Genomic DNA, 18,691 nt, shown 5'->3' on the forward strand with positions numbered 1-18,691 from the left:
CCGGTAATGCCCCGGGGATTCAATCAATTAACCGGCGATTTTCGCCCAGGTATCACGCAACCCAACAGTACGGTTGAATACCAGTTTCTCGGTTGTGCTGTAGCGGTCATCCAGGCAGAAGTAACCTTCACGCTCAAATTGCAGCGCTTTACCAGGCTGGGCTGATTTCAGGTTCATTTCTGCCACACCTTGTTTAATCACCAGGGATTCCGGGTTGACTGTTGACAGGAAATCATCAGCTCCACCAGGGTTCGCCACACTGAACAGGCGGTCATATAAACGGATTTCAACAGGTAATGCGTGTGCGGCACTTACCCAGTGAATAACACCTTTCACTTTGCGCCCGTCTGCCGGGTCTTTACTCAGGGTTTCTGCGTCATAGCTGCAGAAGATCGTGGTGATATTCCCCTCGTCGTCTTTCTCGATACGCTCAGCTTTAATCACATATGCATTACGCAAACGCACTTCTTTACCCAGCACCAGGCGTTTGTATTGCTTGTTCGCTTCTTCGCGGAAATCTGCGCGGTCGATAAAGACTTCGCCACTGAATGCCACTTCACGGCTTCCCATGTCCGGGTTATTTGGATGGTTAGCCATGGTTATCATTTCGCTCTGCCCTTGCGGGTAGTTTTCAATGACCACTTTAACGGGATCAATCACAGCCATCGCCCGTGGTGCGTGTTCGTTCAGGTCTTCACGGATACAGGCTTCGAGCGCTGCCATCTCAACCGTATTATCCTGTTTGGTAATACCGATGCGCTTACAAAACTCTCTTACTGATGCAGGGGTATAACCACGGCGACGCAGGCCTGAGATGGTCGGCATACGTGGGTCATCCCAACCTTCAACAATTTTCTCAGTGACCAGTAAATTCAGTTTACGCTTGGACATAACAGCATATTCAAGGTTCAGGCGTGAAAATTCATACTGGCGCGGGTGAGCCGGAATCGTAATGTTATCCAGCACCCAGTCGTACAAACGGCGGTTATCCTGGAATTCCAGAGTACACAAAGAATGCGTAATGCCTTCCAGCGCATCAGAGATGCAGTGGGTGAAATCGTACATCGGGTAAATGCACCATTTGTTCCCGGTCTGGTGGTGTTCTGCGAACTTAATACGGTAAATCACCGGATCACGCATTACCATAAATGGCGAAGCCATATCGATTTTGGCGCGCAGACAGGCAGTGCCTTCCTGGAACCCACCAGCACGCATTTTTTCGAATAACGCCAGGTTTTCTTCAACACCGCGTGAGCGGTAGGGGCTATTTTTCCCGGGCGCAGTCAGCGTACCGCGATATTCACGGATTTGTTCCGGAGTCAGCTCATCAACATAGGCCAGGCCTTTGTTAATTAATTCCAGCGCGTACTGGTACAACTGATCAAAGTAATCAGATGAGTAGTGCACGTCACCTGCCCACTGGAAACCTAACCACTGCACATCGTGTTTAATTGATTCAACGTATTCGATGTCTTCTTTAACCGGGTTGGTATCGTCAAAACGCAGATTACATTGCCCCTGGTAATCACGCGCAATACCGAAATTCAGGCAAATCGACTTGGCATGGCCGATATGCAAATAACCGTTGGGTTCCGGCGGAAAACGGGTGCAAATATGGTCATGCTTACCAGCAGCCAGATCTTCATCGATGATCTGGCGGATAAAATTCGTTGGGCGGGCTTCAGCCTCACTCATCACAGAGTCCTCAAAGCGTAAACATCATTTAACGGAGAATGATCTAATAAGCGGCGCGTGGAAACAACCTTTATGTTGCAATAATTCTGGATTTATTGCTCTGCGTAGTTACTGCGGGCGTAAAAAACGGCTGAAGAAAACCTTCAGCCGTTGATTTACGTATCAGGCGGGATTAATTACTTTTTAATGTCGAACAAAATAGTCTGCCCGGCAATAACCTGGCCTTCTGCTTTTAACTCCAGGCCAGCAAAGTCGTCAATATTACTGCAGACAACCGGACTAATCATGGAGCGGGCATTGGCATTCAGGTAATCGAGATCTAACTGCAGTACCGGTTGCCCGGCAGTCACAGTTTCACCTTCTTCAACAAGGCGCGTGAACCCTTTACCGTTCAGTGCGACAGTATCAATCCCCATATGTACCACCAACTCTGCACCTTCTTCCGTTTCCAGGCAGAATGCGTGGTTGGTATTGAAGATTTTCACAATAGTCCCGGCTGCTGGTGCAACCACCATGCTGTCGGTCGGTTTAATCGCCACGCCATCGCCAACGGCTTTGCTGGCAAAGGCTTCATCAGGCACCTGATCCAGAGCAACAACCGCACCGGTAACCGGTGATACCAGTGAAACCACGGTAACTGCCGTAGAAGTAGGAACAGCCTGCAATTTGGCACCACTTTGTGCGGGTGACGGAGCAGGCGCAGCTTCAACGTGCCCGATAGTTTTCATTGCGTTAGCAATTTTCTCTGCAACGAAGCCAACAATAACCTGCACACTGGTTTTATTCAGGCGAATTACACCGGTTGCGCCCAGCCGTTTCGCCATTGCTTCATTGACCAGAGAAGAGTCTTTCACATTCAGGCGTAACCGTGTAATACAGGCATCAATGGCAGTCAGGTTGTCAGAGCCCCCCACCGCAGCAATATACTGACGGGCAAGCAGAGTTGCATCCTGCTCTTTCGCAGCACCACCATTGCTGACATTCATATCTTCGCCATCGGCTTCGCTTCCGGCAACAGCCAGTTCACGGCCCGGTGTCATCAGGTTGAATTTAGTGATAGTGAAACGGAACACCACATAATAAATAGCGAAGAATACCAGCCCCTGAGGTATCAGCATGTACCAGTGGGTAGCCAGCGGGTTACGCGAGGAAAGCAGCATATCAACAAAGCCAGCACTAAAGCCAAAACCGGCAATCCAGTGCATAGTAGCGGCGATATATACAGAAATCCCGGTAAGCACTGCGTGAATCACATACAGCACAGGTGCAACGAACATGAAGGAAAATTCTAACGGTTCAGTTATCCCCGTGAAGAAGGCAGCAAACGCCCCCGCCATCATGATCCCTAACACTTTTGCTTTGTTTTCCGGGCGGGCGCAATGGTAAATAGCCAGAGCCGCGCCAGGCAAACCGAACATCATAATCGGGAAGAAACCAGCCTGGTAACGGCCAGTAATACCCGGAATCGCCTTGCCCGCTTCAATAGACTGAGCGCCACCAAGGAAATTAGGAATATCGTTGATACCCGCCACATCGAACCAGAACACAGAGTTCAGTGCATGATGCAAACCAACCGGAATCAACAAACGGTTAAAGAAGGCGTAGATCCCGGCACCCGCTGAGCCCAGTTTCTGGACATGCTCACCGAAATTAACCAGGCCACCAAAAATAATGGGCCATGTGTACATCATGACGAAAGCCACAGCAATTATCACGAAAGACGTCAGGATGGGAACCAGGCGGCGTCCGCTAAAGAAAGAGAGCGCTTTAGGCAGTTCAACACCGCTGAAGCGGTTATAGAGCTCAGCAGAAATCACCCCAACCAGGATACCAACAAACTGGTTCTCGATTTTACCGAAAGCCGCCGGAACCTTATCGACAGGAATATTTTGAATCATGGACACCGCAGCCGGTGAACATAACGTGGTCAGCACCAGAAAACCGACAAAGCCAGTCAGTGCCGCTGCACCATCTTTGTCTTTAGACATACCGTAAGCCACACCAATAGCAAACAGTACTGACATATGGTCAATGATGGCAGAACCAGATTTGATGAAGAATGCCGCCAGCGCACTTTGACTGCCCCAACCAACCGGGTCAATCCAGTAGCCAACCCCCATCAGTATTGCCGCGGCAGGCAAGGTCGCGACAGGCACCATGAGCGCGCGACCAACGCGTTGTAAATAACCTAATACACTCACATATTCCCCCTTGTAAGACCCGATAAGTCTTAGCTAACTGTCTGTTTTTATTTTGACTGAAACTGAAATACCCGCACAGCTTTAAATATTACATGCGGAGTGTGTGAAAAAATAATTCGCATCGCAAATTAATTACACTTATTTTTGATAAAAATCACCAAAAGCTTCTTATTACATCCCTTTTAACTGGCCTGAAACCAAAACTTATTTTATCATTCGAAAAATCAAGACGGATTGACCCTGTTCGCTCTTCGACTGACGGAGCATTACACTTTAGAGCAACTCAATTCGGCTTTTCTGTTTCTTTCTATCTTTATGAGGTGAACAATGAGACTGATTCCCCTGGCTACACCACAGCAAGTTGGCAAGTGGGCAGCGCGCCATATCGTTAACCGCATCAATGCATTTAAACCTACGGCTGAGCGCCCTTTTGTCCTCGGTCTGCCCACCGGAGGCACACCGCTTGAAGCCTATAAGGCACTTGTTGACATGCACAAAGCAGGCCAGGTTAGTTTTAAACATGTTGTCACATTCAATATGGACGAATATGTCGGTTTACCCAAAGAACACCCGGAAAGTTACCACAGCTTTATGTACCATAATTTCTTTGAACACGTTGATATTCCCGAAGAAAATATCAACCTGTTGAATGGTAACGCGCCTGATATTGATGCAGAATGCCGTCAATATGAAGAAAAAATTCGCGCATATGGAAAAATCCACCTTTTCATGGGCGGTGTGGGCAACGATGGGCACATTGCCTTTAATGAGCCGGCATCTTCTCTGGCGTCACGGACCAGAATCAAAACGCTGACTCACGAAACCCGTGTTGCCAATTCACGTTTCTTTGGTGGTGATGTCAGCCAGGTGCCAAAATACGCACTCACTGTTGGTGTGGGTACCCTGCTTGATGCCGAAGAAGTAATGATTCTTGTGCAAGGCCAGGTCAAAGCTCAGGCTTTGCAGGCGGCCGTTGAAGGCAATGTCAATCACATGTGGACAATCAGTTGCCTGCAACTCCATCCTAAAGCCGTTATCGTTTGTGACGAGCCGTCAACGATGGAACTGAAAGTGAAAACACTGAAATATTTCAATGAATTAGAAGCTGAAAACATTAAAGATCTTTAAGCTCGAGCTATTAACCGGGGGAAATTATGTACGCTTTAACCCAGGGCCGGATTTATACCGGCCGAGAAGTTCTCGATGGCCATGCTGTGGTCATTGCCAATGGTCTGATTGACCGTATCTGTCCTGAGTCCGAGTTGCCCGACACACTTGCCCGGCATGCGGTGAACGGCGCCATTATTTCCCCAGGTTTTATTGATGTGCAGCTCAATGGTTGTGGTGGCGTACAGTTCAACGACACAGCAGAAGCAGTCAGCGTTAAGACGCTGGAAATCATGCAGGCAGCCAACGAAAAATCCGGTTGTACCAGCTTCCTGCCTACGCTTATCACTTGCAGCGACACCCTGATGATGCAGGGGGTTAATGTGATGCGTGATTATCTGAACAAACACCAGAACCAGGCACTTGGCCTGCATCTCGAAGGCCCCTGGTTAAATATCAAGAAAAAAGGCACACATAACCCGGACTACATTCGGTTACCGGAAAGCCAACTGGTTGATTTTCTGTGCCAGAATGCCGATGTCATTGCCAAAATTACGCTCGCTCCGGAAAAAGTACCGGCAGCAGTAATTAAGCAATTAGTCAGTGCAGGTATTGTGGTTTCCGCCGGGCATTCCAATGCCACTTTGCGTGAAGCCAAAGCTGGGTTCCGTGCTGGTATCTCCTTTGCTACGCATTTATTTAACGCCATGCCATATATCACTGGGCGTGAGCCTGGCCTGGCAGGCGCAATTTTTGATGAAGAAGATGTGTGGTGTGGTGTTATTGCCGACGGCATGCATGTCGATTTTGCGAACATCCGCACGGCGAAAAAAGTGAAAAAAGACAAGTTATGTCTGGTGACTGATGCAACCGCTCCGGCAGGTGCAAACATCGACCAGTTCATTTTTGCTGGTAAAACAATATACTATCGTGACGGGCTTTGCGTAGATGAAAACGGCACACTGAGTGGTTCATCACTGACTATGATTGAGGGAGTACGCAATCTGGTTGAGCACGTTAACATTGCGCTGGATGAATCACTGCGGATGGCGACACTCTATCCGGCGCGAGCTATAGGCATGGATAAACATCTTGGGACAATTGAGCCGGGCAAAGTGGCCAATTTAACCGTGTTTACCCGTGATTATCATATTATCAAGACCATCGTTAATGGTAACGAGGTCGTTACAGAGTAAGTAAGGCATGACAACTGGCGGACAAGCGCAAATTGGCAATGTGGATTTGGTTAAACAACTGAATAGTGCGGCGGTTTACCGTCTGATTGATCAGGCAGGCCCCATCTCACGTATTCAGATAGCCGAACTCAGCCATCTGGCACCCGCCAGTGTCACCAAAATTACCCGCCAGTTACTTGAGCGCGGGTTAATTAAAGAGGTCGATCAGCAGGCATCAACCGGCGGGCGGCGTGCTATTTCTATTATTACTGAAACACGTCTGTTCCAGGCTATCGGAGTGCGGCTTGGCCGCCATGATGCCACACTGACTTTGTTTGATTTAAGTGCCCGGCCATTGGCTGAAGAGCACTTTCCTCTTCCTGAACGCACTCAGGAAACGCTGCAGGATGCGCTGCTGAATACTCTCGCCACGTTTATCAACAATAACCAGCGTAAAATCCGTGAGTTAATTGCTATCTCAGTGATACTTCCAGGGCTTGTTGAGCCAGATACAGGTGTGGTTCGCTATATGCCTCACCTCCCGGTCAACGAGTGGCCGCTGGTGTCAGTGCTGGAAAAAAAATTCAATATCACCTGTTTTGTCGGCCACGATATTCGTAGCCTGGCACTCGCCGAGCACTATTTTGGCGCAACCCGCGACTGCGATGACGCTATTTTGGTGCGTGTGCACCGGGGAACCGGGGCTGGCATTATCTCTAACGGGCAGATATTTATTGGCCGTAATGGCAACGTAGGTGAAATTGGCCATATTCAGGTCGACCCGCTTGGTGAACGTTGCCATTGCGGAAACTTTGGTTGCCTGGAAACCATTGCCGCCAACGCCGCTATTGAAAACCGGGTGCGCCAGCGCCTGGAGCAAGGCTACCCCAGCCGTTTATCCCTTGATGACTGCGATATTGCCAGTATCTGTAAAGCTGCCAACAAAGGCGACACCTTGGCGACAGAAGTGATTGAACATGTTGGGCGCCAACTGGGGAAAGCGATAGCTATTGCCATCAACCTGTTTAACCCACAAAAAGTCGTCATCGCTGGCGAGTTGGTAGAAGCAGAAAAAATACTGATGCCAACCATTCAGGCCTGTATCAACACCCAGGCATTGAATGCATTCCGGACAAAACTCCCTGTTGTTCGTTCTCAACTGAATGACCGCTCAGCGATTGGTGCGTTTGCGCTGGTTAAACGCGCCATGCTGAATGGCGCACTGCTCCAGCGTTTGTTGGAAAATTAACAGGATTTTCATCTGTTCCAGGCTATAGTTAGCCCCTTGAGAATGCTAATAAAGAGTATCGAATGACCATCCAGAACGTGATTTGCGATATTGATGGTGTGCTGATGCACGACAATGTCGCCGTGCCTGGCGCCAGTGAATTTCTGGCGCGCATAATGAATAAAGGTTTGCCGCTGGTTTTACTGACCAACTACCCTTCGCAAACAGGCCAGGATCTGGCTAACCGGTTCTCTGCAGCCGGCATTGAAGTGCCAGACTCCGTGTTTTACACCTCGGCCATGGCCACTGCAGATTTTCTGCGCCGCCAGGAAGGCAAAAAAGCCTATGTCGTGGGTGAAGGCGCATTGATTCACGAACTCTATAAAGCAGGGTTTACCATTACAGACATCAACCCGGACTTCGTCATTGTGGGTGAAACCCGGTCTTATAACTGGGAAATGATGCATAAAGCAGCCTATTTTGTGGCAAACGGCGCCCGGTTCATTGCTACTAACCCGGACACCCATGGCCGGGGGTTTTACCCTGCCTGCGGTGCACTGTGTGCTGGTATTGAGAAAATATCCGGGCGTAAACCGTTTTATGTTGGCAAACCCAGCCCGTGGATAATCCGCTCGGCGCTGAACAAAATGCAGGCGCATTCTGAGCACACGGTTATTGTCGGCGACAACCTGCGCACTGATATTCTGGCAGGCTTCCAGGCCGGGCTGGAAACTATTCTGGTCTTGTCCGGCGTTTCCAGTATGGACGACATAGATAATGTGCCTTTCCGCCCAACCTGGATTTACCCTTCCGTTGCTGAAATAGACATTCTCTGATTCTCGCCCACCACGACTTCTGACGGCGCACATGCGCCGTTTTTGTTATCTGCGCACCAAAACAGCACAATTATTGTTTATCTAACAAAACAGAGGAAATAGTGAAGATTCGTCAATATCAGAATCAATAAACATATAGAAAATCACTTTTCCGCAGCAGCAGGTTAACTTTTATTTTTTGAACCCTGAAAAGGCTTGCACCGTTATGCACATTGGGGCATTTTCTTACTTACGGAATGCGGCAAACAGGGTTTGCTGCACAATATATATAAGACAACATCACCGCCCAGTTCGGTTAAACGGAGAAGTGTATGTGTTCGATTTTTGGTGTGCTGGATATTAAAACCGACCCGGCTGAATTACGAAAAAAAGCACTGGAGTTATCCCGCCTGATGCGTCACCGTGGCCCGGACTGGTCCGGTGTTTACGCCAGTGACAAAGCAATTCTTGCCCATGAACGGCTGTCTATTGTGGACGTGAACGCTGGTGCCCAGCCACTGTATAACCCGGAACACACCCATGCTCTGGCAGTCAATGGTGAAATTTACAACCACCAGGCTCTGCGCGCTGAATACGCTGACCGCTATGCATTCCAGACGGGTTCAGACTGTGAAGTTATTCTGGCGCTGTATAAAGAAAAAGGCCCGGAATTCCTTGATGACCTGCAGGGTATGTTCGCCTTCGCTTTATACGACAGCGAACAGGATGCGTACCTGATTGGTCGCGACCATATTGGTATCATCCCGTTGTATATGGGCCATGACGAACACGGCAACTTCTATGTCGCATCAGAAATGAAAGCACTGGTACCTGTTTGCCGCACCATCAGCGAATTCCCTCCGGGAAGCTACCTGTGGAGTAAAGACGGCGAAATTCGCCAGTACTACCAGCGTGACTGGTTTGAGTTCGATGCCGTTAAAGACAACGTGACGGACAAAAACGAATTGCGCCAGGCTCTGGAAGATTCTGTAAAAAGCCATTTGATGTCCGATGTACCCTATGGCGTGCTGTTGTCTGGTGGCCTGGATTCATCTGTTATTTCTGCTATCACCAAAAAATTTGCCGCTCGCCGCGTAGAAGATCAGGAGCGTAGCGAAGCCTGGTGGCCGCAACTGCACTCATTCGCAGTTGGTCTGGAAGGCTCACCTGACCTGAAAGCAGCGCAGGAAGTTGCTGACCACCTGGGTACCGTGCACCATGAAATCCACTTCACTGTGCAGGAAGGCCTGGATGCCATTCGTGATGTTATCTATCACATTGAAACTTATGATGTCACCACCATCCGCGCCTCCACGCCGATGTACCTGATGTCACGTAAAATCAAAGCAATGGGCATCAAAATGGTGCTGTCCGGTGAAGGCTCAGATGAAGTATTTGGCGGCTACCTCTATTTCCATAAAGCGCCCAATGCCAAAGAGCTCCATGAAGAAACTGTGCGTAAATTGCAGGCACTGCATATGTTTGACTGCGCCCGAGCGAACAAAGCCATGTCTGCATGGGGTGTTGAAGCGCGTGTTCCTTTCCTGGATAAAAAATTCCTCGATGTGGCAATGCGTATCAACCCGCAAGATAAAATGTGCGGTAACGGCAAAATGGAAAAACACATTCTGCGTGAATGTTTTGAATCCTATCTGCCAGCCAGTGTGGCATGGCGCCAGAAAGAACAATTCTCCGACGGCGTTGGCTATAGCTGGATTGACACACTGAAAGAAGTTGCTGCAGAACAAATTACCGATCAGCAACTGGAAACCGCGCACTTCCGTTTCCCGTACAACACGCCAACGTCAAAAGAAGGTTACTTGTACCGTGAAATTTTTGAAGAGCTGTTCCCGGTACCAAGCGCGGCTGAATGTGTACCTGGTGGCCCGTCAGTTGCCTGCTCTTCTGCCAAAGCCATTGAATGGGATGAATCATTCAAAGCGATGAACGACCCGTCAGGCCGTGCTGTTGGTGTGCACCAGTCTGCATATAAATAACACTGCTATACAATTTCACTGCCAATGCCCGCTATATGCGGGCATTAAGGCTGATGGCAAACCTCATGTCCGCACAAAACGAGAGGTTCTCACCCAATAAAAAGTCTGAGAAATCAATTCATTGATTTTCAGCTGCTAACTAAAAAGAAGGAAAAACCACGTTTTTTCCTTCTTTTTCATCAATATGAATGCCCGCTAGTATGTGGGCATTTTTTATGCGGGCAGCAAACGCACATAAGCCATTACTATTATTTGCTGAGTCGTTCGCAAGCACCCTGCTTAATTCCTCTGTTCGTTTCCCTCACACTTTGTTTGTTATCTCACCAAACATTTCTGTAATACCGTATTCCTCAGGCGATTACCGGCAGATACGCCAAAAACTTCGCCACTGATAATGATGGCTTTTTAACCAGGAAAATCATAAAAAACGTAATATTTTGTTGATTATCACACCAAGTCGTTCGCAAGATAGTCAAACAGACATTCATAGCCACTTTTCGGGAAAAAATGTGTTGACGCTGCAAGGCCCAATACGCATAATGCGCCCCGCAACGCCGATAAGGTAACGCGAAAAAAAAGATGGCTACGTAGCTCAGCTGGTTAGAGCACAGCACTCATAATGCTGGGGTCACAGGTTCGATTCCCGTCGTAGCCACCATCTTTTTTGCGGGAGTGGCGAAATTGGTAGACGCACCAGATTTAGGTTCTGGCGCCGCAAGGTGTGCGAGTTCAAGTCTCGCCTCCCGCACCATTTCCGTTAGCGTTGTCGGATGGGGTATCGCCAAGCGGTAAGGCACCGGTTTTTGATACCGGCATTCCCTGGTTCGAATCCAGGTACCCCAGCCATTTTTTTTGCGACTCCTGCGTGGATACGCGTCAGTCGTTGGGGTATCGCCAAGCGGTAAGGCACCGGTTTTTGATACCGGCATTCCCTGGTTCGAATCCAGGTACCCCAGCCAGTCGTTTTTTGGCTGGTCAATAGCAGTACAATTTGGCTACGTAGCTCAGCTGGTTAGAGCACAGCACTCATAATGCTGGGGTCACAGGTTCGATTCCCGTCGTAGCCACCATTTTCTTGGGGTATCGCCAAGCGGTAAGGCAGCGGATTCTGATTCCGCCATCCGGGGTTCGAATCCCTGTACCCCAGCCAAATTTAAAAAGACGTTATACGTAACGCACCTGTTGGGGTATCGCCAAGCGGTAAGGCAGCGGATTCTGATTCCGCCATCCGGGGTTCGAATCCCTGTACCCCAGCCACTCAATAAAAAAAGCCCGTTTATCGGGCTTTTTTTGCATCTGTAGTTTACCGAACTATAGCTTACCGAACTGCCGTTTCCTGAATGTAGTTAACTGAACTCTGGTTTACCCATACCAGCCACAGAAAAGCCCGGCGGCAACAGCCGGGCACAGAGATCAGTTACGGCTACAAACCAATTGCATATTTCAGCACCTGTGATTTGATCTTTCCTGCATTCGCTGCCGCCATCAGGCCTAAATTCCGGGCCAACTTTACGGGCCCCAGCCGGTTAGAGAAACTGGCATAGAACAGATCCATCCCGGTTTGCATCAATATGTTATCCGGGTAGCGGCGTGCCTGGTAACGCAACAATACGTTTTTGGATGACCAGTCTTCACCATAACTGCGGGCATTAACCAGCACATCAAGTAGTGCATCGACATCCCGGTAACCAAGGTTCACGCCCTGCCCCGCCAGCGGGTGAATAGTGTGTGCTGCATCGCCAATCAGGGCCACGCCTTGTTTGACATAGCGCCACGCATGGCGCCGCACCAGCGGAAATGCTCCCCGGGCAACCGGTTCGGTCTCACCAATACGTTCGGGGAAATGGGCCCGGATTTCATTCGCCAGTTGTGCCAGCGGCATTTTATTCAGTGCCTGAATGCGTGCAGGCTTGTCATACCAGACAACTGAACCGTAATTTCCCATTAACGGTAACCACGCCCGGGGCCCGTCTGGCGTGAATTGCTGCCAGGTACGGTCTCCTGATTCCTGTGACCGCTTTACTGTAATCAGCATACAGGCCTGGTCATACTCCCAGCCATGAATACCGATACCGGCCATCTCGCGTACTTTTGAATGCGCGCCATCTGCCCCCACCACTAACCGCGCAGTGAGTACTTCACCGGAAGTGAGTACCAGTTGCTGCCCTTTCGCAACAGTGGATAGCGAACGTAATGTTGCCGGGCAGAAGCAAGTCACCGCCGGATGAGACGAAACGGCATCCCACAGTGCACGTTGTAACACAGGGTTTTCAACCATATGCCCTAAAACCGGCACACCTAATTCACCGGCGGAAAAAACCACCCGGGCATTATCCCATTCCCAGGTTTCCAGCTCGCGCCAGGGGTGGCTGCGCATGGCGGTAACAGACTGCCAGACACCAAGGCTGTTTAATAAAGCAATGGACGCAGCACTGACAGCAGAGACCCGCACATCAGGGGGTAACTCCGGGTTAAAAACAGCCGGCGTTTGCTGCTCAACCAGCGCAACGCTAAAGCCGTTTTGAGCAAGCCCCAGGGCCAGTGCCGCCCCAACCATACCGCCGCCAATAATCGCAACGTCTGTGGATAGATTCGTCATGGTTAATTATCCTTAGCACACATAGGCTAAGTGTACCGGATTTTCAATCCAGTGCGCTGTCTGTCTCTCACCTACTGGTCACAACAGCGCCAAAGCATTACAATACGCGCCCTGCATTCCTGGCGTTAACTGAGCAATGAGTCAATGACAAAAAAACTGCATATCAAAACCTGGGGCTGTCAGATGAACGAATACGATTCATCGAAGATGGCCAGTCTGCTGGAGACCACTCACGGTTTTACTCTGACCGAAGTGGCTGAAGAAGCAGATGTTCTGCTGCTGAATACCTGTTCAATTCGTGAAAAGGCACAGGAGAAGGTTTTCCATCAGTTAGGCCGCTGGAAAACATTAAAAGACAAAAACCCTGAGCTGATCATTGGTGTTGGCGGCTGCGTGGCATCGCAGGAAGGTGAACATATTCGCCAGCGTGCCCATTATGTCGATATTATTTTTGGGCCACAAACCCTGCACCGCCTGCCGGAAATGATCAAACAAGTCAGTGGCACTCGTAGCCCTGTGCTGGATATCAGCTTCCCGGAAATCGAAAAGTTTGACCGCCTGCCGGAACCCCGTGCAGAAGGGCCAACAGCATTCGTTTCTATTATGGAAGGCTGTAATAAATACTGTACTTACTGCGTAGTGCCTTATACCCGCGGTGAAGAAGTCAGCCGCCCAAGTGACGACATCCTGCTGGAAATCGCCCAGTTGGCTGCACAAGGTGTGCGTGAAGTTAACCTGTTAGGCCAGAACGTCAATGCCTACCGTGGCCCAACTTTTGATGACGGTATCTGCACATTTGCTGAGCTGCTGCGCCTGGTGGCGGCCATTGACGGGATTGACCGGATTCGCTTTACCACCAGCCACCCAATTGAGTTCACTGACGATATCATTGAAGTCTACCGAGATACGCCTGAACTGGTGAGCTTCCTGCACTTACCGGTACAAAGTGGCGCAGACCGCGTTCTGAATATGATGGGGCGCACGCATACTGCGCTGGAATACAAAGCCATCATTCGTAAACTGCGCGTGGCGCGGCCGGATATCCAAATCAGTTCCGACTTTATCGTTGGTTTCCCGGGGGAAACTGAACAGGATTTCGAACAGACCATGAAACTGATTGCTGATGTCAATTTTGACATGAGCTTCAGCTTTATCTTTTCTGCCCGCCCGGGTACACCGGCAGCCGATATGGTTGATGATGTCAGCGAAGAGGTGAAGAAACAGCGCCTGTGGATCCTGCAAGAACGGATTAACCAACAGGCAATGGCCTGGAGCCGCCGGATGCTGGGTACTACACAGCGGATTCTGGTAGAAGGCACTTCGCGCAAAAATATTATGGAACTGTCAGGGCGTACTGAAAATAACCGGGTGGTTAACTTTGAAGGGACACCGGATATGATTGGTAAGTTTGTTGATGTCGAGATTGTTGATGTCTTCCCCAACTCATTGCGCGGAAAAGTGGTGCGCACTGAAGACGAAATGGGGTTGCGTATCACCGAATCTCCGGCGTCTGTCATTGCCCGTACCCGTAAAGAAAATGAACTGGGTGTGGGTACCTGGCAACCCTGATTTCGGTCTGGCCCTCTTGTGGGGTCAGTTCCCCTTGCATTCTTCACAATCTATCCCCATATCCGCCTTAAGTGTTGTGTCCGGCCTTACGGGCAGGAATAATTTCACATGCCGCCCATGAGCGGTACATCTTCTTTGCTAACAGGCCCTGTGTGACCCAGAGGATAAGTTTGAATATCGAAACACGCGAATTAACGCTGGAGCCGGCAGACAATCAACGGCTGTTGAGCTTATGTGGCCCGTTTGATGACAACATCAAGCACCTGGAGCGCCGGTTAGGTATCGAAATTAACCGCCGCGACAACCATTTTAAACTGACCGGTGGCAGCCTGGTTATCAATGCCGCAGCAGATATTCTGCGTCATCTGTATGTTGATACCGCCCCGGTACGCGGCCAGACCAAAGACATTGATCCCGAGCATATTCACCTGGCTATCAAAGAGTTCCGGGTACTGGAACAGGCCGCAGAAAGTGTACCGGAATACGGTAAAGCCATTAATATCAAGACCAAACGCGGTGTTATTAAACCGCGCACGCCAAACCAGACGCAATATATTGCCCATATCCTTGATCATGATATTACTTTTGGTATTGGCCCTGCCGGGACGGGTAAAACCTACCTTGCTGTCGCTGCCGCAGTAGATGCCCTGGAGCGCCAGGAGATTCGCCGTATTCTGCTGACCCGCCCGGCGGTGGAAGCCGGTGAAAAACTGGGTTTCCTGCCCGGCGATTTAAGCCAGAAGGTTGACCCTTATTTGCGGCCACTGTATGACGCACTGTTTGAAATGCTTGGTTTTGAACGGGTAGAAAAGCTTATGGAGCGCAATGTTATTGAAGTTGCCCCACTGGCTTACATGCGCGGTCGTACACTCAATGATGCATTCATCATTCTTGATGAAAGCCAGAACACCACCATTGAGCAAATGAAAATGTTCCTGACGCGTATCGGTTTTAACTCCAAAGCCGTTATTACCGGGGATGTTACCCAAATAGACTTACCACGCAATACCAAATCTGGCCTGCGCCATGCAATTGAAGTGCTGTCTGAAGTTGATGAGATAAGTTTTAACTTCTTCCACAGCGAAGACGTGGTACGCCACCCGGTGGTTGCGCGTATTGTTAATGCTTATGAAGCATGGGAAGAAGCAGACCAGAAACGCAAGGCAGAACTGGCCGAAGAGCGTAAACGTGAAGCGCTGGCTGCTCAAAACAGCCTGCAGGAGCACAAATGAGCAAGGTGATAGTCGATCTCCAGTTAGCCTGTGGGAACAACCTGGGGCTGCCAGATGAAGCAGCATTCCAGCGCTGGGCCGATGCAGCTATTCTGCAATTTCAGGAAGAAGCAGAAATCACTGTCCGCCTGGTTGATGAAGCTGAAAGCCATGAGCTGAATCATACTTACCGTGGCAAAGACCGACCAACCAATGTGCTGTCATTTCCGTTTGAAGCCCCGCCGGGCATTGAAATGCCACTGCTGGGTGATTTGGTGATTTGCCGCCAGGTTGTCGAGCGCGAAGCACAGGAGCAGGAAATCACTACCGAAGCACACTGGGCGCATATGGTGGTGCATGGTTGCCTGCACTTGCTGGGTTACGATCATATCGAAGATGACGAAGCAGAAGAGATGGAAAGTCTGGAAACAGAGATAATGCTTGCTCTTGGCTATGCTGACCCGTACATTTCCGAGAAAGAATAACGGCTTTTTGCTGTTATTCTTCAATGAAGATGGTTGCCGGCCGGATGAGTTTGCTCCGGGCCGGTTATTTTTAAACTGATACAGGAACCCAAAATCACCGCCATGAGCGACGATAATTCACACAGTAGCGACACGCCTCACAGTAAAAAGGGATTCTTTTCCCTGATCCTCAGCCAGCTTTTTCATGGCGAGCCCAAAAACCGGGATGAGCTGCTGGCGCTAATTCGTGATTCTGAACAAAATGAGCTTATCGACCAGGATACGCGGGATATGCTCGAAGGGGTAATGGACATCGCCGACCAGCGAGTTCGCGATATTATGATTCCCCGCTCACAAATGGTCACCCTCAAACGAAATCAACCTCTTGATGAATGTCTGGATGTCATTATTGAATCCGCACACTCTCGTTTCCCGGTAATCAGTGAAGATAAAGATCACATCGAAGGGATTTTGATGGCAAAAGACTTGCTGCCGTTTATGCGCAGCGATGCTGAGCCATTTAGCATGGACAAAGTGTTACGAACTGCGGTGGTGGTGCCTGAGAGTAAACGTGTAGACCGTATGCTCAAAGAGTTTCGTTCTCAGCGTTACCACATGGCTATTGTTATTGATGAATTCGGCGGTGTTTCCGGCCTTGTTACTATTGAAGATATCCTCGAGCTGATTGTCGGCGAAATTGAAGACGAGTACGACGAAGAAGAAGATATCGATTTTCGCCAGTTAAGCCGTCACACCTGGACCGTGCGCGCACTGGCTTCAATTGAAGATTTTAACGACACCTTCAGCACGCAATACAGTGACGAAGAGGTGGATACAATTGGTGGTCTGGTGATGCAGGCATTTGGTCACCTGCCAGCCCGTGGCGAAACGATTGACATTGACGGTTACCAGTTCAAAGTTGCCATGGCTGACAGCCGCCGTATTATTCAGGTTCATGTCCGTATTCCGGATGACTCTCCGGCGCCTACAGTGGAAGAATAATTGATGGCATTCGCCTTTTTGTCTCGCCAGTGGCAACGACTGCTGCTGGCGTTACTTTTCGGGGCCTGCGGCACGCTGGCCTTTTCTCCTTATGATTTCTGGCCTGCGGCGATTATCTCGCTCACTGGCCTGCATTTGCTCACGCTGAACCGCCGCCCGTGGCAAAGTGCCGCCATTGGTTTTATCTGGGGTTTTGGCCTGTTTGGAACCGGGGTCAACTGGGTTTATGTCAGCATCGCTCAGTTTGGTGGCATGCCAGGCCCGGTTAATATCTTCCTGGTTATCTTGCTGGCAGCCTGGCTGTCACTATTCCCGGCGCTGTTCAGCGGCCTGCTCAGCCGCTTGTTTCCGTCAACCACATTATGGCGGCTGGTTCTGGCAAGCCCTGCGCTCTGGCAAGTCACAGAGTTTCTGCGCGGATGGGTGCTGACTGGTTTCCCCTGGCTGCAATTTGGCTACAGCCAGATAGACGGCCCACTGAAAGGCCTTGCCCCGGTCATTGGTGTAGAAGGCATTACCTTTTTGCTGGTGATGCTCACCGGTTTTCTGGCCTTCGCAATTGCACAGAAAAGCTGGCGCTCATTGGTTGCCGCATGCGTGTTATTAGCGCTGCCATGGCCTCTGCGCTACATCATCTGGTATCAGGCACAGCCTGAGCGGGCAGTTAATGTCGCACTGGTTCAGGGTAATATTCCCCAGTCAATGAAGTGGGATGAAGGCCAGTTGCTGCACAGCCTGCAAACCTATGTCGACCTGAGTTCACCCTGGGTTGGCAAAGCGCGCCTGGTTATCTGGCCGGAATCGGCAATCAGTGATCTTGAAGTTAACCAGCAACGCTTTTTACACCAACTGGATGATACTTATCAGGCACATAACACCGCGCTGGTTACCGGTATCGTAGATGCCCGCCTGAATAAACAAAACCGTTACGATACCTACAATACGGTAATTACGCTTGGGGAAGGCAACCCCTATAACTATTTCTCGCCTGACAGGTATAACAAGAACCATTTGGTTCCCTTTGGGGAGTTTGTCCCACTGGAATCCATTCTACGCCCGCTGGCACCGTTCTTTGACTTGCCCATGTCGTCATTCAGCCGCGGGCCTTATAAACAGAAGCCACTGGAAGCGAATGGTTACAAGCTTACCACCGCTATTTGCTATGAAATCATTCTTGGCGAGCAGGTACGCGACAACTTCCGCCCTGATACAGATTTTCTGCTCACCGTCTCAAATGATGCCTGGTTTGGCCATTCAATCGGCCCGTGGCAGCATTTCCAGATGGCCCGTATGCGAGCACTGGAACTGGCTCGTCCTCTTCTGAGAAGCACCAACAATGGCGTGACTGCTGTTGTTAAACCCGATGGCGATGTTCAGGCAATTGTCCCGCAGTTTACCCGCCAGGTACTGGATGCCACTGTCACACCCACTCGTGGCCTGACACCTTACGCCCGTTTCGGCAACTGGGGGGTTTGGTTGCTCTCGTTGCTGGCTGGTTTCGCCGCACTGGTCTGGAGTCTGGGCCGCCGTAAACGCTAATCCATTCCCGGCGCAGGCTTCGTTCTGCGCCGTTTTTTTATCCGTTTGTTATGCTGCTGTAACCTTTATTTTCCTTTCTGGCACGACCT

13 protein-coding genes and 7 tRNA genes are annotated in these 18,691 nt (G+C 50.0%); 17 read left to right on the top strand and 3 right to left on the bottom strand.

Translation table 11 applies throughout. From position 1 onward, the window contains the following. Positions 1-27: 27 nt before the first annotated feature. Positions 28-1,695, bottom strand: coding sequence for a glutamine--tRNA ligase (gene glnS, locus DES37_RS12360; protein WP_036109428.1), 1,668 nt, complete (start codon positions 1,693-1,695; stop codon positions 28-30). Between the two features lie 176 nt (positions 1,696-1,871). After that, on the bottom strand, positions 1,872-3,896 hold the full coding sequence (gene nagE, locus DES37_RS12365) for an N-acetylglucosamine-specific PTS transporter subunit IIBC (RefSeq protein ID WP_110025981.1): 2,025 nt from the start codon (positions 3,894-3,896) through the stop codon (positions 1,872-1,874). A gap of 327 nt (positions 3,897-4,223) precedes the next feature. Between nagE and nagB the strand changes: the two genes are divergently transcribed. The 12 genes from nagB to DES37_RS12425 all read left to right on the top strand — a co-directional run bounded on the left by nagB (position 4,224) and on the right by DES37_RS12425 (position 11,475). Further along, the gene (gene nagB, locus DES37_RS12370; RefSeq protein ID WP_110025982.1) at positions 4,224-5,024 is read left to right on the top strand and encodes a glucosamine-6-phosphate deaminase; all 801 of its coding nucleotides are present in this window, start codon (positions 4,224-4,226) and stop codon (positions 5,022-5,024) included. 26 nt (positions 5,025-5,050) lie between these two features. After that, on the top strand, positions 5,051-6,199 hold the full coding sequence (gene nagA / locus DES37_RS12375; protein WP_036109431.1) for an N-acetylglucosamine-6-phosphate deacetylase: 1,149 nt from the start codon (positions 5,051-5,053) through the stop codon (positions 6,197-6,199). A 7-nt stretch (positions 6,200-6,206) separates the two neighbouring features. Next, positions 6,207-7,427: a DNA-binding transcriptional regulator NagC gene (gene nagC / locus DES37_RS12380; RefSeq protein WP_110025983.1), complete on the top strand. Its 1,221-nt coding sequence runs from the start codon at positions 6,207-6,209 to the stop codon at positions 7,425-7,427. Between the two features lie 62 nt (positions 7,428-7,489). Beyond that, the gene (locus tag DES37_RS12385; protein WP_036109435.1) at positions 7,490-8,242 is read left to right on the top strand and encodes an HAD-IIA family hydrolase; all 753 of its coding nucleotides are present in this window, start codon (positions 7,490-7,492) and stop codon (positions 8,240-8,242) included. A 311-nt stretch (positions 8,243-8,553) separates the two neighbouring features. After that, positions 8,554-10,218, top strand: a complete 1,665-nt coding sequence (asnB, locus tag DES37_RS12390) for an asparagine synthase B (protein ID WP_036109437.1) — start codon at positions 8,554-8,556, stop codon at positions 10,216-10,218. A gap of 581 nt (positions 10,219-10,799) precedes the next feature. Beyond that, positions 10,800-10,876: transfer RNA gene (locus DES37_RS12395), tRNA-Met, on the top strand. An 8-nt stretch (positions 10,877-10,884) separates the two neighbouring features. Further along, positions 10,885-10,969: transfer RNA gene (locus DES37_RS12400), tRNA-Leu, on the top strand. 20 nt (positions 10,970-10,989) lie between these two features. After that, positions 10,990-11,064: transfer RNA gene (locus DES37_RS12405), tRNA-Gln, on the top strand. Between the two features lie 38 nt (positions 11,065-11,102). Further along, positions 11,103-11,177, top strand: a tRNA-Gln gene (locus DES37_RS12410). Between the two features lie 34 nt (positions 11,178-11,211). Beyond that, positions 11,212-11,288, top strand: a tRNA-Met gene (locus tag DES37_RS12415). Positions 11,289-11,294: 6 nt separating this feature from the next. Next, positions 11,295-11,368, top strand: a tRNA-Gln gene (locus DES37_RS12420). A gap of 33 nt (positions 11,369-11,401) precedes the next feature. Then, positions 11,402-11,475: transfer RNA gene (locus tag DES37_RS12425), tRNA-Gln, on the top strand. 166 nt (positions 11,476-11,641) lie between these two features. Here DES37_RS12425 and ubiF read toward each other — a convergent pair. After that, a complete protein-coding gene (gene ubiF, locus DES37_RS12430; protein ID WP_110025984.1) occupies positions 11,642-12,817 on the bottom strand; it encodes a 3-demethoxyubiquinol 3-hydroxylase in 1,176 nt (391 codons plus the stop codon). 144 nt (positions 12,818-12,961) lie between these two features. On the opposite strand from ubiF, the gene miaB reads away from it, so the two are divergent. From miaB to lnt, 5 genes are all read left to right on the top strand, one after another. After that, positions 12,962-14,386 carry a tRNA (N6-isopentenyl adenosine(37)-C2)-methylthiotransferase MiaB gene (gene miaB, locus DES37_RS12435; RefSeq protein WP_036109443.1) on the top strand — a complete coding sequence of 475 codons (1,425 nt, stop codon included), beginning with the start codon at positions 12,962-12,964 and terminating at the stop codon, positions 14,384-14,386. A gap of 170 nt (positions 14,387-14,556) precedes the next feature. After that, positions 14,557-15,618, top strand: coding sequence for a PhoH family protein (locus DES37_RS12440; RefSeq protein ID WP_170123769.1), 1,062 nt, complete (start codon positions 14,557-14,559; stop codon positions 15,616-15,618). After that, a complete protein-coding gene (gene ybeY / locus DES37_RS12445; RefSeq protein WP_110025986.1) occupies positions 15,615-16,082 on the top strand; it encodes an rRNA maturation RNase YbeY in 468 nt (155 codons plus the stop codon). The genes DES37_RS12440 and ybeY overlap by 4 nt, the downstream gene beginning before the upstream one ends. Before the next feature lie 102 nt (positions 16,083-16,184). Further along, positions 16,185-17,063 (top strand): CNNM family magnesium/cobalt transport protein CorC, encoded by an 879-nt coding sequence (corC, locus tag DES37_RS12450; RefSeq protein WP_036109461.1) that lies wholly within the window; start codon positions 16,185-16,187, stop codon positions 17,061-17,063. A gap of 3 nt (positions 17,064-17,066) precedes the next feature. After that, positions 17,067-18,602, top strand: coding sequence for an apolipoprotein N-acyltransferase (gene lnt / locus DES37_RS12455; RefSeq protein ID WP_110025987.1), 1,536 nt, complete (start codon positions 17,067-17,069; stop codon positions 18,600-18,602). Positions 18,603-18,691: the final 89 nt, after the last annotated feature.

It is taken from the genome of Mangrovibacter plantisponsor (assembly GCF_003182475.1).
Classification (GTDB): Bacteria; Pseudomonadota; Gammaproteobacteria; order Enterobacterales; family Enterobacteriaceae; genus Mangrovibacter; species Mangrovibacter plantisponsor.